Genomic DNA, 23,126 nt, shown 5'->3' with positions numbered 1-23,126 from the left:
GAAAGTGTTGCGGGGCAGTAATTACTGACCTTTAACTTCTTTCAGACCGTTGAACGGTGCAGGTGTACCTTGTGCAGCCAGCGCTTCTTCGATACGAATCAGCTGGTTGTATTTAGCAACACGGTCAGAACGGCTCATAGAACCGGTTTTGATCTGGCCTGCAGCGGTACCCACTGCCAGATCGGCAATGGTAGCATCTTCAGTTTCGCCTGAACGGTGAGAGATAACGGCAGTGTAGCCAGCGTCTTTCGCCATTTTGATCGCAGCCAGAGTTTCGGTCAGTGAACCGATCTGGTTGAATTTGATCAGGATGGAGTTAACGATGCCTTTATCGATACCTTCTTTCAGGATCTTGGTGTTGGTGACGAACAGATCGTCGCCAACCAGCTGGATTTTGTCGCCCAGTACTTTAGTCTGGTATGCGAAACCTTCCCAGTCAGATTCGTCCAGACCGTCTTCGATCGAAACGATTGGGTATTGGTTGGTCAGGTCTTCCAGGAAGTGAGTGAACTCTTCAGAAGTGAAAGCTTTGTTGCCTTCGCCGGCCAGAACGTATTTACCGTCTTTGTAGAATTCTGATGCTGCACAGTCCATCGCCAGAGTAATGTCTTTACCCAGCTCATAACCTGCTGCTTTTACCGCTTCAGCGATAACAGACAGAGCTTCTGCGTTAGAACCCAGGTTTGGCGCGTAGCCACCTTCGTCACCAACAGCAGTACCCATGCCTTTAGATTTCAGAACTTTAGCCAGGGTGTGGAACACTTCAGAACCCATACGGATGGCTTCTTTCAGAGTTTTCGCGCCAACAGGCTGAATCATGAACTCTTGAATATCAACGTTGTTATCAGCGTGTTCGCCGCCGTTGATGATGTTCATCATAGGCAGTGGCATAGAGTATTTGCCTGGGGTGCCGTTCAGTTCTGCGATGTGAGCGTACAGTGGCAGACCTTTAGAAGCAGCAGCCGCTTTAGCAGCAGCCAGGGAAACAGCCAGAATCGCGTTAGCGCCGAAGTTAGATTTGTTTTCGGTACCGTCAAGTTCGATCATGATCTTGTCGATATTAGCCTGGTCTTTCGCGTCTTTGCCAGTTACAGCCTCAGCGATAGGACCGTTTACAGCAGCAACGGCTTTCAGAACGCCTTTGCCCAGGAAACGGGATTTGTCACCGTCACGCAGTTCCAGCGCTTCGCGGGAACCTGTAGAAGCACCTGATGGTGCAGCTGCCAAACCAACGAAACCGCCTTCCAGATGAACTTCAGCTTCTACAGTCGGGTTACCACGGGAGTCGATGATTTCACGGCCGATAACTTTAACGATTTTAGACATTAAGATTTCCTCAGTACAAGTTAACTAAAGCTTCGGAAAAGCGATTCCAGACAGTCTGTCCCGAACCACTTCCCCGGTATTTTATTTTACCTGACGCTTCTGATATTCACCGGCAGCCTTCACAAAGCCTGCAAACAACGGGTGACCATCACGCGGCGTAGACGTAAATTCTGGATGGAACTGGCAAGCCACAAACCACGGATGATTTGGCAGCTCGATGATTTCCACCAGTTGCTTATCGCCAGAGCGACCGGCTACGCGTAAACCTGCGGCTTCGATTTGTTTCAGCAGCATATTGTTCACTTCGTAACGGTGACGATGGCGTTCAACTATTGTCGGTTCGCCGTACATCTCACGAACCAGGCTACCGTCGCTCAGATGACATTGCTGCCCGCCGACGCGCATGGTACCGCCTAAATCACTGTCTTCGGTACGTACTTCAACGTTACCGTCTTCATCTCGCCATTCGGTGATCAGCGCCACCACAGGGAATTTACAGTCTGGCACAAATTCGGTGGAGTTGGCATTTTCCATACCCACTACATTGCGGGCGAACTCCATGAGTGCCACCTGCATACCCAGACAAATGCCCAGGTAAGGAATGTTATTTTCACGTGCATAACGAGCGGTTGCGACTTTGCCTTCCACACCACGGTAACCGAAGCCACCAGGGATAAGGATCGCGTCCAGACCTTTGAGCACTTCAACACCACGGGTTTCGACATCCTGAGAGTCGATAAGTTTAATGTTCACGGTCAGACGATTTTTCAGGCCGCCGTGTTTGAGCGCTTCAATCACAGATTTATAAGCATCTGGCAGCTCAATGTACTTACCGACCATACCGATGGTGACTTCACCACCCGGATTGGCTTCTTCGTAGACAACCTGTTCCCACTCGGAAAGATTCGCTTCCGGCGCACTCAGGTTAAAGCGCTTACAAATATAGTCGTCCAGACCCTGAGATTTCAAGAGGGCCGGGATTTTATAAATGGAATCAACATCTTTAAGAGAAATCACCGCTTTTTCTGGCACGTTACAGAACAGCGCGATTTTGGCGCGTTCATTCGCAGGCACTGCGCGATCGGAACGGCAGATCAGCACGTCTGGCTGAATACCGATAGACAGCAGCTCTTTCACGGAGTGCTGAGTCGGTTTGGTTTTCACTTCACCGGCAGCGGCCATGTAAGGCACCAGCGTCAGGTGCATATACAGCGTGTGCTCACGGCCCACGTCTACGGCCATCTGGCGAATCGCTTCCAGGAACGGCAGGGATTCGATATCACCCACAGTACCGCCAATTTCCACCAGCACAACGTCGTGGCCTTCGCCGCCTTCGATGATGCGTTCTTTGATGTTATTGGTGATGTGCGGGATAACCTGAATGGTTGCGCCGAGATAGTCGCCGCGGCGCTCTTTGCGCAGCACGTCAGAGTAAATACGGCCAGTGGTGAAGTTGTTACGACGGGTCATTTTGGTGCGAATGAAGCGCTCGTAGTGACCGAGGTCCAGATCCGTTTCAGCGCCATCTTCGGTTACGAAGACTTCACCGTGTTGGGTCGGACTCATGGTGCCGGGATCCACGTTGATATACGGGTCCAGTTTCATCATGGTCACGTTAAGGCCACGGGCTTCGAGAATAGCCGCCAGAGAGGCTGCGGCAATGCCTTTACCCAGAGAGGATACGACCCCGCCGGTCACAAAAATATAATTAGTTGTCATGCTGAACCTGAGAGGTTAGGTTTAAAGATGATGGAGTAACCAAGACGGGAAAACAGTATACCGGAACCTTGTGTGCGCCACAAATAAACGTTTTGCTGCCCATCATCGTTTTCCTCAGCGTCAGTTCAGAAAAGTTAACCTTTCCAGACTTTTTCTCTCATTCTTTCAAAAACAATCAGTTAGCGGATGAAAATGACGCAACTGTTCGCATGACTCATTGAAACATCTTAGATATCAATTTCTTGGACTTTACCACGCTCAGATCAGGCTTTTAGCGGCTGACTGATACTGAGCTTAACCGTTTCAGCAAATGCAGATCTTGTCGCCGATCAAAGTCCGGGCACCGGTTTTACGGCTTCTCGCTCTTCTTTACCTGCTGCCACGCGGCTTCCATCTGATCCAGGGTGGCGTCTTCCATACTCAGCCCCTGCTCACGGATAATGCTTTCCACATGACGGAAACGGCGCTCGAATTTACGGTTCGCGGCCTGCAGTGCATCTTCTGCTTTGTGCCCCAGATGACGGGAAAGATTGACCGTCGCGAACAGCAGATCGCCAATTTCTTCGCCGAGCTTTTCTTCGTCAATCACCGCCTGACGCGCTTCAAACATCACTTCATCGATCTCTTCATAGACTTTATCGAGCACCGGCCCGAGCGTAGTCCAGTCGAAACCGACGTTTGAGCAACGCTTCTGAATTTTGTGCGCTTTCATCAGCGCAGGCAGTGCGGAGGGGATGTCATCGAGCGCCGAATGCAGGGATTTCTCCGCCCGCTCCTGCGCCTTGCGCGCTTCCCATTTCACCAGCACGTCTTTGCTACTGGCGTCTTTTGACCACGCCGCTTCATCGCCGAAAATTTGCGGATGGCGACGTTCAAGCTTATCCGAAATCGCATTGCAGATATCGTCGAAGCCAAACAGCCCCTGCTCGCTGCCCATTTGCGCGTAAAACACCACCTGAAAGAGCAGATCGCCCAGCTCATCGCGCACGTCGTCGTAATCTTTACGCGCAATGGCATCCAGCACTTCATAGGTTTCTTCCAGCGTGTACGGCGCGATGGTCTCGAAGGTTTGTTCTTTATCCCACGGACAACCGGCTTGCGGATCACGCAGGGTTTTCATAATAGCCAGAAGCCGATCCAGATTATTGTTCATACAAAAGCACATCTCACTTTTATCATTAAAGTATTTACTCTATATAACAGATAATAATCCGAAATAAAAATTAAAACATTCACTATAAAAAATTCATAATGACATCATAAAAAAATCAAAGTGATTTTTTTAATTGATATTATTTCAAGGAACCACTAATTATTTGTTGGCAACAACCTAAACATGAGGAAGTTATTATGTCATTTCAAGATATCAACCTTTACCAAAATGGGACGCCTATTGTTTCCCCTGGCGATACGGTAATTGTTCCCTTCACCTTTGTTTCCACAGGAATAGACAGCCCAGGCTCAAGAATTCATGCTATAGCACCCAAGCACTGCCATATATTAGCAATGTCTGTATATTCTCCTTCTAAAGTTGTCATCGCAGAGGACGGATTATCGTCAAACATCATTAATACAAATGGGGGTGGGTGGAATGCAAACAGAAGCATCACACTGTCAGTTGATGCAGATGCTCCGGACAACACGGTACTGTCTGGCGGGAGTTTAACTTATTATAGCTCTGAAAATGTTCCAGGTTCATCATGTCCTTTACTGATTAATACTGGTGCAGAGATAAAGCCAATCACTGTAAGTTATGAAAAAAGAGGTTCCTGGCAGGACTGGGAAACACAACAGTGGATATATAGCTACCGTATTAATTTAACCTCAGCAAAAACAAATATTTCCAACTGGCTGGTAGCATTTGATAATTTACCCGCCGGTTCAGAAATAGTTAATCCACAAACATTATGGGTGACAGTTTTGGCAAATGGTACTGAAGGCACTGTCGTGCTTGAAGCACCACAAGAAGGTACGCATATCATTATGCCTGATACTATATTAAGCATTGATATCGAAATTAAGTATTCCGGTACTGATAATGATGTGGAAAGATATAGTCAGCTCTATAACTTAATCGCCTATGACCTCACAGAGGTCTGATTATTGAAATAATTTTTAGTGAGGGGGCTCCCCCTCACTAAAAAACCCATCACAAAATCAGTTGCCGTGCAGGCGTTTGGCGTCAATGACGTCCGGCAGCTGGTTCAGCTTGGCGATCACGCGCCCCAGCACCTGCGGGTTGTAAATTTCGATATCCATATCGATGGTCGCCAGTTGCTGCTTGGTATCGCTGCGGCTGGCAACGCCCAGCACGTTGACCTTCTCGTTGGCGAGGATGGTGGTGATATCGCGCAGCAGGCCGCTGCGGTCGTTGGCGACCACACGCACCACCAGCGAATACCCGCTGGAGTAGCTTTCACCCCATACGGCGTCTACCACACGCTCTGGCGCATTCAGGCGTAAATCTTCCAGCTGATCGCAATCAGCCCGGTGGATAGAAATCCCCCGGCCCTGCGTGATGTAACCGACGATTTCATCACCCGGTATCGGCTGGCAACAGCGCGCGATGTGGTGCATCAGATTGCCCACGCCTTCAACCACCACGCGGCCATTGTCTTTACTGCCATTGCGTTGCGGTGCTGGCGTGGTTTTCTGCGTCAGCTGACGCATCGCCTCTTTATCCAGCTCTTCCGCACTCGGCTTTTTAAGCTGCGATTGCAGGAAGTTGACCATCTGGTTGATGCGGATGTCGCCGTTACCAATCGCAGCCAACACTTCGTCGAGCGAATTGACGTTGTAGCGCGGCAGCAGCAGTTTTTCGGCATCCTTGATGCTGATATCCATTCGATCGAGTTCGTCGTCGAGGATCTGCTTACCGGCGATAATATTTTTGTCGCGATCCTGTTTACGGAACCAGTTCTGGATCTTCGAGCGCCCGCGGCTGGTGGTGACATACCCGAGACTCGGGTTCAGCCAGTCACGGCTTGGGTTTGCGTGCTTCTGGGTGATGATCTCAATCTGATCGCCCATTTGCAGCTGATAGGTAAACGGCACAATGCGCCCGCCGATTTTCGCCCCGATACAGCGGTGACCGACATCGCTGTGGATGTGGTAAGCGAAGTCGAGCGGCGTCGAGCCGGTTGGCAAATCGATAACGTCGCCTTTTGGCGTAAACACGTAAACGCGGTCGTCGAAGACCTGACTGCGCACTTCGTCGAGCATTTCGCCCGAATCGGCCATTTCTTCCTGCCACGCGATAAGTTTACGCAGCCACGCGATGCGACCTTCGTAGCCACCGCTGCGGCCACCGACCACGGCGGTACCTTCTTTGTATTTCCAGTGCGCCGCGACGCCAAGCTCTGCATCTTCGTGCATCTGGCGGGTACGGATCTGGACTTCCAGCGTTTTACCGCGCGGCCCGAGCACCACGGTGTGGATCGACTGATAGCCGTTCGGTTTCGGGTTGGCGACGTAATCGTCGAACTCATCCGGCAGATGGCGGAAATGAGTATGCACAATCCCTAACGCCGCGTAGCAATCCTGCAGACGCTCCACCACGATACGCACGGCGCGCACGTCGAACAGTTCGTCGAAGGAGAGGGATTTTTTCTGCATCTTGCGCCAGATGCTGTAAATATGTTTCGGACGGCCATAGACATCGACTTTAATGCCCTCTTCGCCCATCGCATTTTTGACAGTAGAAACAAAATCATCGATGTACTGTTCACGGTCGATACGACGCTCATGCAACAGTTTCGCAATGCGTTTATATTCATCAGGATGCAGATAACGGAAGCAGAAATCTTCCAGCTCCCATTTGAGCTGGCCGATACCGAGGCGGTTCGCCAGCGGAGCATAAATATTGGTACATTCCTTCGCCGCCAAAACGCGCTCTTCTTCCGGCGCGTCCTTCACTTCACGCAGATGCGCGATACGTTCGGCGAGTTTGAGCACCACGCAGCGGAAATCTTCCACCATCGCCAGCAGCATCCGGCGGACGTTGTCCACCTGCTCCGGCGCCATGGAATCATTGTGCGTGGCCTTCAGCTGGCGGATGGCATCCATATCGCGCACGCCGTGCACCAGATCAGTAATACCTTTACCAAACTGCTCGGTCAGCGTGTCTTCATCGATGATGCCGTCATCGACCAGCGGGAACAGCAGCGCGGCGCGCATACTGTCGTTATCCATACTGAGGGTCGAGAGGATTTCAACCATCTCAAGACCGCGCCACAGTAAAAGCGACGCGTCCTGATGGCCCTGCGTTTGTTGCTCGCAGTAGCGCCAGGTTTCGGCTAAACGGTCACATGACTGCTGGCTGGACAGCCCTAAACTGTTAATCCAGTCGTCGAGCGCAAACTCGCCAGCCGTGTTCAGATGTGCACTTCTTACCGCAACCATACCCTCTCCCTACGTGTCTGACACAACCCCGGTGTCAGATGGGTTGATAAACAGAGCCATCGATTCAAGGTGCCCGGTGTGCGGAAACATATCCAGCATACGAACCTGAGCCAACCGATAACCCGCCTCCAACAAAATTTTACTGTCCCGAGCCAATGTCGTGGGATTGCAGGACACATACACCACGCGCTGCGGGGCAAGCTTAACAATATGCGCCATCACGCCGGCCGCACCGCCCCGCGCAGGATCGAGCAAAACTTTATTGAAGCCTTGCGCTGCCCAGGGTTGCTGACTGACGTCGTCCTCCAGATTTTCGTGGAAGAATGACGCATTTTCTAATCCGTTAATCCGGGCATTATCTTGCCCATTCGCCACCAGTGTAGCAACACCTTCAACTCCGACAACCCGCTTAGCTCTTTTTGCCAGTGGAAGGGTGAAATTTCCCATTCCGCAGAATAAATCCAGCACGCGGTCTTCCGGCGTCAGCGCCAGCCATTCGAGCGCCTGCGCCACCATTTGCTGGTTTACGGCATCGTTAACCTGAATAAAATCACGCGGACCGAAATTCAGCGCCAGGCCATCAATCTGATAAAAAGGGACGTCGCCACACAAACGCTCCAGCGTATCGCTGTCGGGTGCCAGAAAAATCGTTAACTGATGCTTTTGCGCAAACGCCGTCAGGCGGGTGCGATCGGCTTCGCTGAGCGGATCCAGATGGCGCAAAACCAGCAGGGCACCGCTGTCCGCCAGCACCATTTCCAGATGCCCAAGGCGTTTAGCCGCCGTCAGCGAGGCCAGACATTCCTGCACCGGCACCAGCAGTTGCTCGAGCTCAGGGCGCAACACCGGACAGCGGGTGACAGCCACCAGATCGTTCGAACCTTCCTGACGGAATCCCATCACCAGCGGCCCGTTGCCGGGTTTACGCCCCGGCTTAGCGCCGGCAATTTGCAATCCAAGACGCGCACGGCGGCGATAACCGTATTGCGGACCGGCAATCACAGGTTGTTCATCAGCCTGAATGCCGGTTTCACGGGAAATCAGCCGCAGCAGGGACGCCGATTTACTGCGCTGCTGCAACGCCTCACTGGCGTGCTGTTGCTGGCAACCGCCGCAGGTGGAATAGTGCGGACAGGCCGGTTTGACGCGATCGGCGCTGGTGGTCAGCAAACGTTTCAGCCGCCCTTTGGCGTACTTACTTTTATCTTCTGTTAAGATCACTTCCGCCTGCTCGCCGGGCAATAAGCCACTGACAAACACGGCTTTGCCGTTATGACGTGCAACACCCTGCCCGAAAGCATCAAGGTCGGTGGCAGTCACAGTTATCGTTTGCCGGGTCGTCACACGGCGGTTCGGAGAGTAGAATTGAGCCATTATTGTCGATTGCACGCTGGTTTATTAAGCTTACTTTAGGTAATTCTCCCACATTGGAACCTCATGACCAAATATAGCCTTCGCGCACGGATGATGATCCTGATTCTGGCACCGACATTAATGATCGGTTTGCTGCTCAGCACCTTCTTTGTGGTGCACCGATATAACGAGTTACAGAATCAGTTGATCGACGCCGGAGCCAGCATTATCGAGCCACTGGCCGTCGCGAGCGAATACGGGATGACGTTCCGCGAACGCGAACCGGTGATACGTCTCATCAGCCGACTGCATCGCAATCATTCCAACATTGTCCGCAGCATCAGCGTGTTTGATGGCGACAATAAACTGTTTGCCAGTTCGAACTCCCTGCGCGAATACACTCCTTTACAGGTTCGAAGCGTTAAAGACATTCCCCGCGAACTGACGCAGATGCGCCTCGGCGACTCCCTGATTTTGCGCACACCGGTTCAGGCAGAGAATCACACGGAGGCCGATGACGCCTCTTTCAGAACCTCTCCCGAACACAATCTCGGCTATATCGCTATTGAGCTGGATATCAGCTCGGTGCGGCTGGCGCAATATCAGGAAGCGTTCGTTTCCACCATGTTGTTACTGCTGTGTCTGGGCATCGCCACCCTGTTCGCCTATCGGCTGATGCGCGACGTCACAGGGCCTATCCGCAATATGGTGAACACCGTTGACCGCATCCGTCGCGGGCAGCTCGACAGCCGCGTCGAAGGCACGATGCCCGGCGAACTGAGCATGCTGAAAAACGGCATCAACTCGATGGCGATGTCGCTGACGGCGTACCACGAAGAAGTACAGCAAAATATCGATCAGGCCACGTCAGATTTGCGCGAGACGTTGGAACAGATGGAAATCCAGAACGTCGAGCTGGATCTGGCGAAAAAACGCGCGCAGGAAGCGGCGCGTATCAAATCCGAATTCCTCGCCAACATGTCACACGAACTGCGTACACCGCTTAACGGCGTCATTGGTTTCACGCGCCAGACCCTTAAAACGCCACTGTCCCCCACGCAGGCAGATTACCTGCAAACTATTGAGCGCTCAGCCAATAATCTGCTGACCATCATTAATGACGTGCTGGACTTTTCGAAGCTGGAAGCGGGCAAACTGGTGCTGGAGCACATTCCGTTCTCACTGCATGAAATGCTTGATGAAGTGGTTATCCTGCTGGCACACACCGCACATGACAAAGGGTTGGAACTGACGCTCAACGTTCACAATAACGTGCCGGAAAATGTTCTCGGTGATCCGATGCGTATGCAGCAAGTGGTCACTAGCCTGCTGGGAAATGCGATTAAGTTCACCGAAAACGGCAATATTGATATCAATGTTGAGCTGCGTTCGCAGAATAATTTGCAGGTCGAACTGGAAGTGCAGATCCACGACACCGGCATCGGTATTTCCGAGCGGCAGCAGTCGCAGCTGTTTCAGGCTTTCCGTCAGGCCGATGCCAGTATTTCTCGCCGTCACGGCGGCACCGGCTTGGGACTGGTGATCACTCAGCGGCTGGTGAAGGAAATGGGCGGCGATATCAGCTTCTACAGCCAGATCAATCGCGGTTCGACTTTCTGGTTCCACGTCACGCTGGAGCTCAATGAAAACCGCCATGTGACGCCGGTTTCCATGAGCTCGCTTGAAGGTAAACGTCTGGCCTACGTCGAAGCCAACCCGGCGGCGGCGAAAGCCACTATGGAAATTTTGCAGGCAACGCCGCTGGAAGTGACCCACCGCACGTCGCTGGCCGCATTGCCAGAAAACTATTACGACATGATGTTGTGCAGTATTCCGGTCAAACAGGATCAGACGCTGGCCGATTATGACGACAGATTAAAACGGGTGCTGGGCATGACGCGTCATCTTCTGCTGGCGCTGCCAAGCCAGTTCCAGGTTGATGCCGAAGAGCTAAAACGGCGCGGCGTACAGGCCTGTCTCATCAAACCTATGTCCAGCATCCGTCTGCTGCCATTGCTGTTAAAAGAGCAACAGCCGGTGGTTCGGATCCTCGGTTCAGAGGAAACTAAAACCTCGCGCCTGCCGCTGACCGCGATGGCCGTGGATGATAATCCGGCGAACCTCAAACTGATTGGCGCGCTGCTCGAAGAACTGGTGGAAACCACCGTGCTGTGCCACAGCGGTGAAGAAGCGATTGAAGTCGCCCGCCACACCGATCTGGACATCATTTTGATGGATATTCAGATGCCGGATATCGACGGCATCCGCGCCAGCGAAATCATTCATCAGATGGCGCGCCACACCAGTACACCGGTGGTGGCCGTCACTGCCCATTCGCTGAGCGGCGAACGTGAACAGCTGCTGAAACTCGGTATGGACGATTATCTGGCGAAACCGATCGACGAATCCATGCTGAAAAATGTGCTGTCGCGCCATTACTCGCATCAGAATCAGTTAGATTCCCCGCTGCAAACTCAGGAAGATCTCGCGCCGAACAGCACGCTCGACTGGCAGCTGGCACTGAGTCAGTCCGCCAATAAAGTCGCACTGGCGCAGGATCTGTTGCAAATGCTGGTGGAATTCCTGCCGCAGGTTGCCGAACGCGTCGATGCCGTTGCGCGCGGTGAAACCGATAACGACATTCTGGCGCTTATCCACAAACTGCACGGCAGTTGCAGCTACAGTGGCGTCCCGCGTCTGAAACAGCTTTGCTATTACATCGAACAGCAACTGCGTCAGGGCGTGAGCGTGGAAACGCTGGAGCCGGAATGGCTCGAACTGCTTGATGAGATTGAAAATGTGAAGCGAGCTGCGGTGGCATATTTACCGAGGTAAAAAGAGCCGGGGTGAGGAGTTTCAGGTAAAAACATAACGCCCGGCTAATTCCGGGCGTTTTTATGCGTTGAACGCCGGTTAAAACCAGGTCGTGACAGCTCCGGTCACATCCCATTGCTCGTTCACCAACAGCAGCTGACGCCATTTATCAAATGTCAGACACGGATGGCAGATATCAAACACCAGCATGTCACCGACTTTCAGATCGGCATTTTCCGGGACTGACATAAATGCATGCTGATCCATCATCGCATAAACTTTCCAGTCATCGGGGGCAGGGACGACCGTGGTATAGCCGGCCTGCGTGGCACTCCGCGGGCGGAAATGACCGGCGGCTTTCGGGTATCCGGCATCGTAACCGGCGTCACGCTTGCCGAAAGCAATGATCGCCCTCCCCGGTTCGGGCAAGGACTGCACTGCCGCCCAGACCTGCAGCGCGGGCTGTAAGCTGCTGTTCATTTCGCGCGCTACCGGATTACTGGTTTGCATCCTCTCCAGCGCGGCCTGATACGCACCCACATCGTGCGTAACGTAGCAGCCGGAGCGCAGAATAACGTCCAGCTGGTAACGTTTTTCGTTGTCGAGATGGGGATCTTCACGCGTCAGCTCTTCGGCCACCACGTCAAACCACGCAGACCCTGCGCCGGTCAGCATCACCTGCGGTTCAGAGAATTCACCTGCCTGCGCCAGCGCTTCGGTACGCGCAACAACGTGACGCAGGAAGGCGCGGATCGCCGCTTCGTCATTACTGACGCCCTCATAGAGCTCAATACCCACCAGCGCCAGCGACTGCGGCCAGCGCTTCACGGCCGCCAGCACTTCCGCCTCCTGCTCGCCGGTGCGGATACCGGTGCGACCGCCCTGAATGCCGTATTCGAACATGACGCGCAGTGTCAGTTGCTGGCTGGCAAAATAGTGGCCGAGCGAATCAACGTTATCGGCGGAATCGACAATGCAGGAAAATTCAAAATCAGGATCCTCACGCAATAATCCGGCGATAATCGCCATGCTGCCTTTGCCGATCAGCTGGTTCGCCATAATCACTTTGCGCACGCCGTGCTGGAACGCCACATTGACCTGCGGCGCGGTCGCGAGTGTGATGCCCCACGCGCCGAACTCCAGCTGCATCTGGTACAACTCCGGGCTCATGGTCGTTTTGCCATGCGGCGCGAGTTTCAGCCGATAGCGCTGAATAAATTCGCGCATCCACGCAAGATTGTGTTCGATTCGCTCCTCAAGCAGTACCGCCACCGGCAGGCTGACGTCCTCGCGCAGGATATTCCAGGCCTGCTGACGGATATCACCCATGCGCGCATCTGCGCTGACTGGCCCTAATCCCTTGGTTTGTGTATTGACCGGCTGCTGCGAAAAATCAATCTCTGACATGGCGAGGTTCCCGTTGCGATTTGATTCTAAAAACTAACGTAAAATCGCCGGGAATAAAATACAAAAACCGGTGCAGGCTGGGGCTGAACACCGGTTTTTTAATGACGTATTGTTGCTGATTCTTTCCGTTAATACGTTCTCAGAGCTTTTGCGATAACTTAATGGTCGCGGCAATATTCCGTGCTGACTTACGCAGATTATCTGCGGCATTTTTCAGGGCATCGTCCAACGTACATACGCTGTAGAGCACGCTGAAAACGGCATCCAGCCCGTGAGCGTAAACCACATCGACATCTTTAGTCAGGCTGCCCGCAATACCGATCACCGGTTTGTTATAACGCTTGGCGACCCGCGCCACGCCGATCGGTACTTTGCCGTTGATGCTCTGACTGTCGATACGCCCTTCTCCGGTGATCACCAGCGTCGCGTCTTTGACCAGCGCATCCAGCCCCAGTGCATCGGTGACAATTTCGATGCCCTGACGCAGTTCCGCGCCGCAGAATCCGTATAACGCCGCGCCCATCCCCCCTGCGGCTCCTGCGCCAGGAACATGCTCAACGTCGATGCCCAGATCCTGTTTAATCACTTTCGCGTAATGATGCAGATAGCCGTCCAGCTGCTCAATCATCTCCGGCGTGGCGCCTTTCTGCGGGCCGAAGATGGCGGAAGCGCCGTCTTTTCCGGTCAGCGGATTAGTCACGTCGCAGGCCACTTCGAAGCGGCATGTTTTGACTCGCGGATCCAGCCCGCTGATATCAATGCGATGCAGCTTCTCAAGCTCGCCGCCGCCCTGGCCGATGGACTGGCCTTCTTTGGTCAGCAGCTTCGCGCCCAGCGCCTGCATCATGCCAGCCCCGCCGTCATTCGTCGCACTGCCGCCGATGCCGATGATGCAGTGTTTCACGCCGTGGTCGAGCGCGGAGTGGATCAGCTCGCCCGTGCCGTAAGAGGTGGTTTTCAGCGGATTACGCTGGGCCGCTGGCACACTTTCCAGTCCGCTAGCGGCAGCCATTTCGATGAACGCGATTTTCTCATCGCCGGAAAGACCGAAGAAGGCTTCGAGCGGGGTGCCCAGCGGCCCGGTAACCTTGACTTTCACCACGCGCCCGCCGGTGGCGGCCACCATCGCTTCCACTGTGCCTTCGCCGCCGTCGGCCACCGGCAGTTTGATATACTCCGCGTCAGGGAAAATCTCACGAAATCCGCTTTCGATGGCCTTCGCCACATCCAATGCAGACAAACTTTCTTTGTATGAATCCGGTGCGATCACTATTTTCATAAAGTCATTACCTTCATAAACTGCACGCGCCGTTGTGGAAAAGCGTCCTGTCAGTTTTGCATTCTGCCAAAAGGGCTACGCGACGCGATTTACTGCTCATCGGGCCGCGCGATCCCCCTGACTAACGGGTAACTTCAACCTTCGCTAAGTTTTCATAATAGCGTGCAATGGCGCTGTGGTCAGATTGCCCGTGACCATCCGCTTTCAATGCCTGCATCATTTCCATGACCAGCGAGGTCAGAGGCAGTTGCGCACCCACGCCGTGGGAAGTGTCGAGTGCATTGGCTAAATCTTTGATATGCAAATCAATACGGAATCCAGGTTTGAAGTTGCGATCCATCACCATCGGCGCTTTGGCTTCCAGCACGGTACTGCCTGCCAGCCCGCCACGGATCGCCTGGAAAACAAGATTAGGATCTACGCCTGCTTTGGTTGCCAGCACCAGCGCTTCCGACATCGCCGCAATGTTCAGCGCCACAATGACCTGATTGGCCAGCTTGGTGACGTTGCCCGCGCCGATATCGCCGGTATGCACCACGGAACCGGCCATCGACTTCATGATTTCATAGCATTTATCAAATACGGCTTTCTCGCCGCCGACCATCACTGACATGGTGCCGTCGATGGCTTTCGGCTCCCCACCGGAGACCGGCGCATCGAGCATGGCGATCTGCTTCGCCGCCAGCGCTTCGCTGATTTCGCGGCTGGCCAACGGTGCGATAGAACTCATGTCGATAAAGATTGTGCCGGGGCGCGCGCCTTCAATCAGGCCATTTTCACCCAACGCCACGTCTTTGACCTGCGGTGAGTTAGGCAGCATGGTAATGATTACATCAGACTGTTCAGCGACTGCTTTCGGCGTGTCGGCAGCGGTGGCGCCCAGCGCGACAATTTCGCCCACGGTGTCGAGATTGCGGTCCATGACCACCAGTTCATAGCCTGCTTTGAGCAGGTTTTTGCTCATAGGCTTGCCCATGATGCCTAAACCAATAAAGCCAATTTTCATTCGGATATCCTCAGAGTATTGATGTGATGAGATCACTTGGTGAAGCGATCACACAGCGCCTGCGTACCTGCGCGATAAATGCCTAAATCACTACCAACGGCCACAAAGGTCGCGCCCCATTCCATATAACGGCGTGCATCGGCTTCAACCGGTGCCAGAATGCCGCTGGATTTTCCGTGCGCTTTTGCACGGTCGAAGATGTGGCGGATGGCCGCCTGCACTTGCGGGTGTCCGGCGTTGCCGAGATGTCCCATGCCTGCGGCCAGATCGCTTGGGCCGACAAAAATGCCGTCGATGCCGTCGGTGGCGGCAATCGCATCAAGGTTATCGACGCCCTGCTGGCTCTCGATTTGCACCATCACCGTGATGTTGTCGTTGATGCTGGTGAAGTAATCCGCCACGGTGCCAAACATATTGCTGCGATGGGAAACGGATACGCCACGGATCCCTGCTGGCGGATAACGAGTAGACGCCACGGCGCGCTCGGCCTGCTCCTGCGTTTCCACGAAAGGAATGAGGAAGTTGTAAAAACCAATATCCAGCAGACGTTTAATCACCACCGGCTCATTGAAAGGCGGACGTACAACCGGCGCGCTTTTGCTGCCTTTCAGCGCCATCAGCTGCGGCACAAAGGTGCTGATGTCATTCGGTGCGTGTTCGCCGTCAAGCAGCAGCCAGTCAAAACCTGCGACCCCCAGGACTTCCGTGGCAATCGGGTTGCACAAGGCGGCCCAACAGCCGATCAGCGTTTTACCTTGCAATAAATCCTGACGGAACCGGTTTGGAATCATTGGATTACTCATAGATGACCTCGTTATAGGGCGGGCGCGGAATTTCCGTCAGCCCGCCATCGTAAATTAGCTTTTCTTAAGTTCGAGACGTTTGATCTCACCGACAACCAGCAGGTAACACAGCATCGCCATCAGCGCAGAGCAACCGACGAAAATCAGGGCCATATTGAAAGAATGCAGACCTTTGACGATGTAACCGATTACCAGCGGCGTGACGATAGAAGCCACGTTGCCAAAGACGTTGAAGATGCCGCCGCACAGCCCGATGACTTCTTTCGGCGCGGTATCGGCAATCACCGGCCAGCCCAGCGCACCAAAGCCTTTACCGAAGAACGCAAGTGCCATCAGGGTCACCACCAGTGCGTTGTTATCCGTGTAATTACATAAAATGATGCTGGTGGCTAAGAGCATGCCCAGGACAATGGGAATTTTGCGCGCCACGGTCAGTGAGAAACCGCGTTTGAGCAGATAATCGGAGAACACGCCGCCCAGCACGCCACCGGCAAAGCCGCACAGCGCGGGAATTGCTGCAATCATCCCGACTTTAAGAATAGACATCCCCTTTTCCTGAACCAGATAAATTGGGAACCAGGTCAGGAAGAACCACGTAATACTATTAATGAAGTACTGACCGAAGAAGATCCCCAACATCATGCGGTTGCTCAGCATCTGGCGGACGTAACTCCATTTTGGGCCACCTTGCGTGCCGTCGGTTTTCTTGTGGTCAATATCGACTACAGCGCCGCCGTCTTTCAGAAATTCCAGCTCGCTTTTAGAAATTCCCGGATGTTCCGGCGGGTTGTGGATGAACTTGATCCACACCAGCGTTAGCACAAAACCGAGCACACCCATCACGATGAAGACATGTTCCCAGCCCCAGGCGTAGGTCAGCCAGCCGAGCAGCGGTGAGAACAACGCGAGCGAGAAATATTGTGCAGAGTTAAAAATCGCCGAGGCGGTGCCGCGCTCTTTGGTCGGGAACCAGGCGGCCACGATGCGGGCGTTGGCCGGGAAGGAAGGTGCTTCAGAGAAACCCAACATAAAACGCAGAATGAACAGCGTAAGCGCTCCGTATGCCAGCGGGAACCAGCCGACAAACCCCTGCAACAGCGTGAACAGTGACCAGAAAAACAGGCTGTAGGAGTAGACTTTTTTGGAACCGAAACGGTCCAGCAGCCAGCCACCTGGCAGTTGCATGATGAGATAAGCCCAGCCGAACGCGGCGAAGATTTGCCCCATATCAGCGGCATCCAGGCCCAGCTCACGCGCGACCTCGGTACCGGCAATGGAAAGCGTTGCACGGTCGGCATAATTTACCGCCGTGATAAGAAAGATAATCAGCAAAATATAATAGCGAATATGTGTTCGCGTCTTACTTTGCGCCAGTACTCGGGACTGGGAATGAACGCTCATGGTGACCCTCATTTTACTAGTACGGAATAATTCGCAGGGAAATAACGGTTATCGAAATAACTTTTTTCGCTTCGCCTGCTGGCTTCCTTTATATGAGACAGGCATTTCGTCGTGATTTATCCATGCCTGAAATTTACCTGTATTGCTTTCAACGCGACCTTCAGAGGGCAAACACAGTATAAAAAATGAGGGCGGAAATAACACTGTGCATTCGCCCAAGAATACGCCGTACGATGACGACTATTCTTTTGCATCCACACATCGTGGTGGGAGGATAATCACAGTTCACACGGGTTCTGAAGGCCTGCAAAACAAAGGGTGATATCCGTCACATCCATTCTGTCACCTGCCACACAGAATGACGTTCCGCGGGCGAAAAGCTGGTCAGTTGCACAATGAGGTTCCCGGACAGCTGCTTTATAATGGGGGCATACCCTGTAATGCCGGAAAGACAAAACGTTAACATTTGTACGCGACCACTTCAGAGAATTAACCGAAGGATCTTTTTTCGGGATGTTTAATAAACGCGGAGACAGTTATGTCACGTAATAAAGATAAAGAGCATGCAACAGACGCACTTTTCATTAAAGTTCATGAAAGCGATAACGTTGCCATTATTGTGAACGATAACGGTTTAAAAGCCGGCACCCGATTTTCAAATGGTCTGGAATTAATTGAGCATATTCCGCAAGGTCATAAAGTGGCTTTAGAACCGATTGCCAAAGGCGGCGATATCATTCGTTATGGCGAAGTGATCGGTTATGCCGTGAGGGAAATCCCGCAAGGCAGCTGGATTGACGAATCGCTGGTCGAATTGCCCGTTGCACCGGAGCTCGCCAGCCTGCCGCTGGCGACACGCGTTCCCCCGGCCTTACCGAAGCTTGAGGGCTACACGTTTGAAGGCTATCGCAACGAAGACGGCAGCGTGGGCACCAAAAACCTGCTCGGCATTACCACCAGCGTGCATTGTGTAGCGGGCGTGGTTGATTACGTGGTGAAAATTATCGAGCGTGATTTACTGCCGAAATTTCCCAACGTGGATGGCGTCGTCGCGCTGAACCATTTGTACGGCTGCGGAGTGGCTATCAACGCACCGGCAGCGGTCGTGCCAATCCGCACCATCCACAATCTGGCGCTCAACCCGAACTTTGGCGGTGAAGTCATGGTGGTCGGTTTGGGCTGCGAGAAACTACAGCCGGAACGTCTGCTGGAAGGCACACCCGACGTGCAGGCCATTTCGCTCGACGACACTCACATCGTCCGTTTGCAGGATGAACAGCACGTCGGTTTCCAGTCGATGGTGGACGATATTCTCACCGTGGCACAGTTCCATCTCGAGCGCCTGAACCGCCGTCAGCGTGAAACCTGTCCAGCGTCAGATCTGGTGGTCGGTATGCAGTGTGGCGGCAGCGATGCTTTCTCCGGCGTGACCGCCAACCCGGCGGTCGGCTTCGCCTCGGATCTGCTGGTGCGCTGCGGTGGCACGGTGATGTTCTCCGAAGTGACCGAAGTACGCGACGCAATCCATCTGCTCACCCCGCGTGCTGCGGATGTCAGCGTCGGCAAACGCCTGCTGGAAGAGATGGCCTGGTATGATAATTATCTGTCGCTCGGGCAAACCGACCGCAGCGCCAACCCGTCTCCTGGCAACAAGAAAGGCGGACTGGCGAACGTGGTCGAAAAAGCGCTTGGATCGATTGCGAAATCCGGCACCAGCGCGATTTCTGAAGTGTTGTCACCGGGACAGCGTCCGACCAAAAAGGGGCTGATCTTCGCCGCAACGCCCGCCAGTGATTTTGTCTGCGGCACGCAGCAACTGGCTTCAGGTATCACCGTTCAGGTCTTTACCACCGGACGCGGTACGCCTTATGGCCTGCTGGCCGTACCGGTAATCAAAATGGCGACCCGCACCACACTGGCTAACCGCTGGCATGACCTGATGGACATCAACGCCGGTACCATTGCAACGGGCGATGCAACTATCGAAGACGTCGGCTGGGAGCTGTTCCACTTCATCCTCGATATCGCCAGTGGCCGCAAGAAAACCTGGTCAGACACCTGGGGCATTCACAATGCGCTGGCAGTGTTTAACCCGGCACCGGTGACCTGATTATCAGTCTCCCACAACGCAAAAAAGGCCAGCAAACGCTGGCCTTTTCTTTAGGGACTTCTGAACAAATGGACGCTTACTTCGCGGCGGCTGCGCCGGTTTGTTCAGCGCCGACCAGCCCGACTTTCAGGTAACCGGCTTTACGCAGGTTATCCATGACGTTCATCAGCGTTTCATAATCCACCGTCTTATCTGCACGGAAGAAAATCGTACTCTGTTTGTTGCCCTGAGTACGCTGATCCAGCATGGCCGTCAGGTTGTCGCTGTTGACCGCGATGTCGCCAAGGAACAATTGCTTGTCTGATTTCACCGTCAGGAAGATGGGTTTTTCCGGACGGGGCTGCGCTTTGGCCGTCGAAGCCGGTAAATCTACCCGGACATCTACGGTGGCCAGCGGCGCGGCAACCATGAAGATGATCAGCAGTACCAGCATGACGTCGATAAAAGGCGTGACGTTGATGTCATGCATTTCACCGCTTTCGTCGATATCGTCGTTTAACCGAATAGCCATAATCTGTTCTTATCCTACGCGTAACTGACCTGTCTGACCGCGCGGCGCATCGCCTTCGCTGGCAGCCAAATCCAAATCACGGCCCTGTAACAGGATAATCTGCGCCGCCACGTCGCCTACCTGATGGCGGTAAGACGTGATGGTACGGGCGAAAATGTTATAGATAACCACGGCAGGAATTGCGGCCACCAGACCCACAGCTGTTGCCAGCAGTGCTTCTGCGATACCCGGCGCAACCACGGCCAGGTTAGTGGTCTGGGTTTGCGCGATACCGATGAAGCTGTTCATGATGCCCCAGACAGTACCGAACAGGCCGACGAACGGCGATATCGCGCCGATAGTGGCCAGAATACCATTGCCGCGGCCCATGTGACGGCCAGCAGCGCCGACACGGCGCTCAAGGCGGAAGCTGGTACGTTCTTTAATGCCGTTGTTGTCGGTAGAACCGGCAGACAGCTCGAGCTCATTCTGTGCATCGCGGATCATCTGCGCGCTGGTGCTGCTGGCGGCGAAGCTTTCAGCCTGCTCAGCGGCTTCATCCAGCGTACGCACGGAAGACAGTGCGTCAAATTCGCGGCGCATACGGCGTTTGGCGGTAAACACTTCAGAGCCTTTGCTGAACAGCAATGCCCAGGTAACCACTGACGCCAGCAGCAGGCCAATCATGACGGTTTTCACCACCACGTCAGCATGGTGGTACATGCCTAATACGGACAAATCGGTTGGAATGACGGGAGCTTCAGTCTGCGAAGATTGCATGACAGGCGCTGGCGTAGCGTCAGTCGCAGCAGGTGCTGGTTGCCTGGTTTCAGAAGTGACGGCATTCGCCGCCGGCGTCGCAGGCGCAGCCATTGCGTTGCCGCTTAAACCAGCGACCAACATTAACGACATCAATACAGAGGTCGTTTTTTTCATCTTATTGCGAGCCGTTTTCACGCGTCGCCTCCAGCCAGAATCAGTGTATATGGGTTAAATAACGCCGAATTATATCAAATAAAAAGACCTAATTGATAGTCGTTCTCATTATTATTTACATTGTCGCGCCTGACGCCGCCAGTGTCCTTGACGGATGACAAGGTTTTGACCCTTTGGTTAATAGATCGACAGTTTAATCTGCGTCACACTTTTGCAAATAATCCTATGCTAAATCAATCACCTGCCAGCAATTACCAAAGACAAAACAACGTTTTAAATATTAAGTAACAGTATTTTACATTTGTTGCGAGTTTGTGATAACGCTCAAATACCCAACAGTTATAAATAGGGTAAGGTGCTTAGCACGGGCAAAGACCACACACTGGCATGTCCTGTATCCGTTTCATTTACATCATTATTTTCAATACTCTCATGCAGATCTGACAGCGCGCGGTGCGCCGGCCGGTTCATTTTCGCTGTAACTTTTTTCATACCGAATACCCCTGGAGACAAACTGATGAAATTGCAAAAAGCACTTCTCAGCCTTTGCCTGAGTTCCGCCACCCTGTTATTTACCTCCGCCGCGTCAGCGCAGACGTTGAAAGCCGCCGATGTGCATCCGCAAGGCTACCCGAACGTCGTTGCCGTCCAGCACATGGGCGAAAAGCTGCACAAGCAAACTGACGGGCGTCTTGAAATCAAAACCTTCCCCGGCGGTGTGCTGGGCGATGAAAAGCAGGAAATTGAACAGGCACAGCTCGGTGCGCTGGACATCATTCGCGTGTCGATGACGCCTGTCGCCTCTATTTTGCCGGAAATCAACGTCTTCACCCTGCCCTACATATTCCGTGATGAAGACCACATGCACAAAGTACTCGACGGTCAGATTGGTAAGGAGATCGGCGATAAGATCACTAACAACCCGAATTCACGCCTGGTGTTCCTCGGCTGGATGGACGGCGGCACGCGAAACCTGATCACCAAAGAAGCCGTGGTTAAACCTGAAGACCTGAAAGGAATGAAAATCCGTGTTCAGGGCAGCCCAATTGCGCTGGCCACGCTGAAAGCCATGGGCGCGAATCCGGTGGCGATGGGCGTCAGTGAAGTGTTCAGCGGAATGCAAACTGGCGTGATCGACGGTACCGAAAACAATCCGCCGACCTTCGTCGCGCACAACTATCTGCCGGTGGTGAAGAACTACACCTACAGCCGTCACTTCATTATCCCTGAGCTGTTCCTGTACTCGAAAGTGAAGTGGGACAAACTGAAACCCGAAGACCAGCAGCTGATCCTCAAACTGTCGAAAGAAGCGCAGGACGAGCAGCGTGAGCTGTGGAAAGCCTATAACGAGAAAGCCCTCGCTACGATGAAAGCCGGTGGCGTGAAATTCTACGAAATCGATCCGGCGACTTATGTGCAAGCCACACAGTCCGTGCGCGATGAGTTCGGCAAAGACCATAAAGCACTGATGCAGCAAATCGCCGACGTTCAGTAAACCTTGTCTCTGCAGGGCAGCGACCGCTGCCCTTTTCCGACACTCACCGGGGGAAGCCTTATGATTTCCGGATATCACACCCTGATGGACATCCTTTACCGCGCCGCAATGTGGCTCGCCGGGATTGCGTTATTGCTGATGGTGGCAGTGATCCCCATCGGGATCTTCGCCCGTTACGTCATGAACAGCGCGCTGTCGTGGCCTGAACCGGTCGCCATTATGTGCATGGTGACATTCACCTTTATCGGCGCTGCCGTCAGCTACCGCGCCGGTTCTCATATCGTGGTGGCGATGGTCACCGACCGCCTGCCCCCTGCGCTAAAAAAGTTCTCGGCGCTGCTGTCAGATCTGATGATGCTGGCCATCAGCATTTTCATTTTCTGGTACAGCCTGCATCTGTGCAGCGAACTCTGGACACAACCGGTAGCCGAGTTCCCACTGCTGACCGCCGGTGAAACCTATTTGCCGCTACCGATAGGATCCGCCCTGACGATTTTATTCATCATTGAGCAGATCATCGCCGGACCGCAGCATCAGCGCCCGGTGGTGATGCTGGGCAATTCCGACGCCTGACCCGGAGACGTTT

Annotated in this window: 18 protein-coding genes; 5 read left to right on the top strand and 13 right to left on the bottom strand. The window is 53.5% G+C overall.

The annotated features are described in order from the left end of the window. Positions 1–21: 21 nt before the first annotated feature. The 3 genes from eno to mazG all read right to left on the bottom strand — a co-directional run bounded on the left by eno (position 22) and on the right by mazG (position 4,198). The gene (gene eno, locus TU92_RS04115) at positions 22–1,326 is read right to left on the bottom strand and encodes a phosphopyruvate hydratase (protein WP_112164687.1); all 1,305 of its coding nucleotides are present in this window, start codon (positions 1,324–1,326) and stop codon (positions 22–24) included. A gap of 81 nt (positions 1,327–1,407) precedes the next feature. Then, a complete protein-coding gene (gene pyrG / locus TU92_RS04110; RefSeq protein WP_112164686.1) occupies positions 1,408–3,045 on the bottom strand; it encodes a glutamine hydrolyzing CTP synthase in 1,638 nt (545 codons plus the stop codon). Between the two features lie 349 nt (positions 3,046–3,394). Continuing rightward, the gene (gene mazG / locus TU92_RS04105; protein ID WP_167457508.1) at positions 3,395–4,198 is read right to left on the bottom strand and encodes a nucleoside triphosphate pyrophosphohydrolase; all 804 of its coding nucleotides are present in this window, start codon (positions 4,196–4,198) and stop codon (positions 3,395–3,397) included. 197 nt (positions 4,199–4,395) lie between these two features. On the opposite strand from mazG, the gene TU92_RS04100 reads away from it, so the two are divergent. Next, the gene (locus TU92_RS04100; protein ID WP_112164684.1) at positions 4,396–5,145 is read left to right on the top strand and encodes a hypothetical protein; all 750 of its coding nucleotides are present in this window, start codon (positions 4,396–4,398) and stop codon (positions 5,143–5,145) included. Between the two features lie 57 nt (positions 5,146–5,202). Here the strand turns inward: TU92_RS04100 and relA are convergent, their stop codons facing one another. Together relA and rlmD are read right to left on the bottom strand one after the other, a co-directional pair. Beyond that, on the bottom strand, positions 5,203–7,446 hold the full coding sequence (gene relA / locus TU92_RS04095; RefSeq protein ID WP_112164683.1) for a GTP diphosphokinase: 2,244 nt from the start codon (positions 7,444–7,446) through the stop codon (positions 5,203–5,205). Between the two features lie 9 nt (positions 7,447–7,455). Further along, entirely contained in the window at positions 7,456–8,820 is a 1,365-nt protein-coding gene (gene rlmD / locus TU92_RS04090; protein WP_112164682.1) for a 23S rRNA (uracil(1939)-C(5))-methyltransferase RlmD, read from the bottom strand. 63 nt (positions 8,821–8,883) lie between these two features. Between rlmD and barA the strand changes: the two genes are divergently transcribed. After that, positions 8,884–11,634 (top strand): two-component sensor histidine kinase BarA, encoded by a 2,751-nt coding sequence (barA, locus tag TU92_RS04085; RefSeq protein WP_112164681.1) that lies wholly within the window; start codon positions 8,884–8,886, stop codon positions 11,632–11,634. A gap of 78 nt (positions 11,635–11,712) precedes the next feature. Here barA and TU92_RS04080 read toward each other — a convergent pair whose 3' ends face one another. From TU92_RS04080 to TU92_RS04060, 5 genes are all read right to left on the bottom strand, one after another. Beyond that, positions 11,713–13,020, bottom strand: coding sequence for an amino acid deaminase (locus tag TU92_RS04080; protein ID WP_112164680.1), 1,308 nt, complete (start codon positions 13,018–13,020; stop codon positions 11,713–11,715). A gap of 139 nt (positions 13,021–13,159) precedes the next feature. After that, a complete protein-coding gene (locus TU92_RS04075) occupies positions 13,160–14,299 on the bottom strand; it encodes a glycerate kinase (RefSeq protein ID WP_112164679.1) in 1,140 nt (379 codons plus the stop codon). 121 nt (positions 14,300–14,420) lie between these two features. Then, the gene (gene garR / locus TU92_RS04070; RefSeq protein WP_208640472.1) at positions 14,421–15,311 is read right to left on the bottom strand and encodes a 2-hydroxy-3-oxopropionate reductase; all 891 of its coding nucleotides are present in this window, start codon (positions 15,309–15,311) and stop codon (positions 14,421–14,423) included. Positions 15,312–15,337: 26 nt separating this feature from the next. Further along, the gene (gene garL, locus TU92_RS04065) at positions 15,338–16,108 is read right to left on the bottom strand and encodes a 2-dehydro-3-deoxyglucarate aldolase (RefSeq protein ID WP_112164677.1); all 771 of its coding nucleotides are present in this window, start codon (positions 16,106–16,108) and stop codon (positions 15,338–15,340) included. 54 nt (positions 16,109–16,162) lie between these two features. Beyond that, entirely contained in the window at positions 16,163–17,509 is a 1,347-nt protein-coding gene (locus tag TU92_RS04060; RefSeq protein ID WP_112164676.1) for an MFS transporter, read from the bottom strand. Positions 17,510–18,047: 538 nt separating this feature from the next. Here TU92_RS04060 and garD point away from each other — a divergent pair. After that, positions 18,048–19,619, top strand: coding sequence for a galactarate dehydratase (gene garD, locus TU92_RS04055; RefSeq protein ID WP_112164675.1), 1,572 nt, complete (start codon positions 18,048–18,050; stop codon positions 19,617–19,619). A 76-nt stretch (positions 19,620–19,695) separates the two neighbouring features. On the opposite strand, the gene exbD is transcribed toward garD, so the two are convergent. From exbD to TU92_RS22275, 3 genes are all read right to left on the bottom strand, one after another. Next, positions 19,696–20,130: a TonB system transport protein ExbD gene (gene exbD, locus TU92_RS04050; protein WP_112164674.1), complete on the bottom strand. Its 435-nt coding sequence runs from the start codon at positions 20,128–20,130 to the stop codon at positions 19,696–19,698. 9 nt (positions 20,131–20,139) lie between these two features. Beyond that, complete coding sequence (gene exbB, locus TU92_RS04045) at positions 20,140–21,045, bottom strand: tol-pal system-associated acyl-CoA thioesterase (RefSeq protein WP_244207801.1); 906 nt, start codon at positions 21,043–21,045, stop codon at positions 20,140–20,142. Between the two features lie 339 nt (positions 21,046–21,384). Then, positions 21,385–21,537, bottom strand: a complete 153-nt coding sequence (locus TU92_RS22275) for a hypothetical protein (RefSeq protein ID WP_167457507.1) — start codon at positions 21,535–21,537, stop codon at positions 21,385–21,387. A gap of 25 nt (positions 21,538–21,562) precedes the next feature. Here TU92_RS22275 and TU92_RS04040 point away from each other — a divergent pair, with 25 nt between their 5' ends. Both TU92_RS04040 and TU92_RS04035 read left to right on the top strand, forming a co-directional pair. Beyond that, entirely contained in the window at positions 21,563–22,540 is a 978-nt protein-coding gene (locus TU92_RS04040) for a TRAP transporter substrate-binding protein (RefSeq protein WP_112164672.1), read from the top strand. Between the two features lie 60 nt (positions 22,541–22,600). Continuing rightward, positions 22,601–23,113 carry a TRAP transporter small permease gene (locus tag TU92_RS04035; protein ID WP_112164671.1) on the top strand — a complete coding sequence of 171 codons (513 nt, stop codon included), beginning with the start codon at positions 22,601–22,603 and terminating at the stop codon, positions 23,111–23,113. Positions 23,114–23,126 lie beyond the last annotated feature (13 nt).

The organism is Rahnella inusitata (genome assembly GCF_003263515.1).
Taxonomy (GTDB): domain Bacteria; phylum Pseudomonadota; class Gammaproteobacteria; order Enterobacterales; family Enterobacteriaceae; genus Rahnella; species Rahnella inusitata.
Note: the sequence above shows the minus strand (reverse complement) of the source record. Positions and strands in the feature narration are given on the sequence as shown.

Excerpts from the sequence above, each read along its gene's own strand:
- exbD (WP_112164674.1), bottom strand. The coding sequence starts at position 20,130 with ATGGCTATTCGGTTAAACGACGATATCGACGAAAGCGGTGAAATGCAT.
- TU92_RS04100 (WP_112164684.1), top strand. The coding sequence starts at position 4,396 with ATGTCATTTCAAGATATCAACCTTTACCAAAATGGGACGCCTATTGTT.
- TU92_RS04035 (WP_112164671.1), top strand. The coding sequence starts at position 22,601 with ATGATTTCCGGATATCACACCCTGATGGACATCCTTTACCGCGCCGCA.
- pyrG (WP_112164686.1), bottom strand. The coding sequence starts at position 3,045 with ATGACAACTAATTATATTTTTGTGACCGGCGGGGTCGTATCCTCTCTG.
- exbB (WP_244207801.1), bottom strand. The coding sequence starts at position 21,045 with ATGAAAAAAACGACCTCTGTATTGATGTCGTTAATGTTGGTCGCTGGT.
- TU92_RS04080 (WP_112164680.1), bottom strand. The coding sequence starts at position 13,020 with ATGTCAGAGATTGATTTTTCGCAGCAGCCGGTCAATACACAAACCAAG.
- TU92_RS04040 (WP_112164672.1), top strand. The coding sequence starts at position 21,563 with ATGAAATTGCAAAAAGCACTTCTCAGCCTTTGCCTGAGTTCCGCCACC.
- barA (WP_112164681.1), top strand. The coding sequence starts at position 8,884 with ATGACCAAATATAGCCTTCGCGCACGGATGATGATCCTGATTCTGGCA.
- TU92_RS04075 (WP_112164679.1), bottom strand. The coding sequence starts at position 14,299 with ATGAAAATAGTGATCGCACCGGATTCATACAAAGAAAGTTTGTCTGCA.
- eno (WP_112164687.1), bottom strand. The coding sequence starts at position 1,326 with ATGTCTAAAATCGTTAAAGTTATCGGCCGTGAAATCATCGACTCCCGT.
- TU92_RS22275 (WP_167457507.1), bottom strand. The coding sequence starts at position 21,537 with ATGAAAAAAGTTACAGCGAAAATGAACCGGCCGGCGCACCGCGCGCTG.
- garL (WP_112164677.1), bottom strand. The coding sequence starts at position 16,108 with ATGAGTAATCCAATGATTCCAAACCGGTTCCGTCAGGATTTATTGCAA.
- rlmD (WP_112164682.1), bottom strand. The coding sequence starts at position 8,820 with ATGGCTCAATTCTACTCTCCGAACCGCCGTGTGACGACCCGGCAAACG.
- TU92_RS04060 (WP_112164676.1), bottom strand. The coding sequence starts at position 17,509 with ATGAGCGTTCATTCCCAGTCCCGAGTACTGGCGCAAAGTAAGACGCGA.
- mazG (WP_167457508.1), bottom strand. The coding sequence starts at position 4,198 with ATGAACAATAATCTGGATCGGCTTCTGGCTATTATGAAAACCCTGCGT.
- relA (WP_112164683.1), bottom strand. The coding sequence starts at position 7,446 with ATGGTTGCGGTAAGAAGTGCACATCTGAACACGGCTGGCGAGTTTGCG.
- garD (WP_112164675.1), top strand. The coding sequence starts at position 18,048 with ATGTCACGTAATAAAGATAAAGAGCATGCAACAGACGCACTTTTCATT.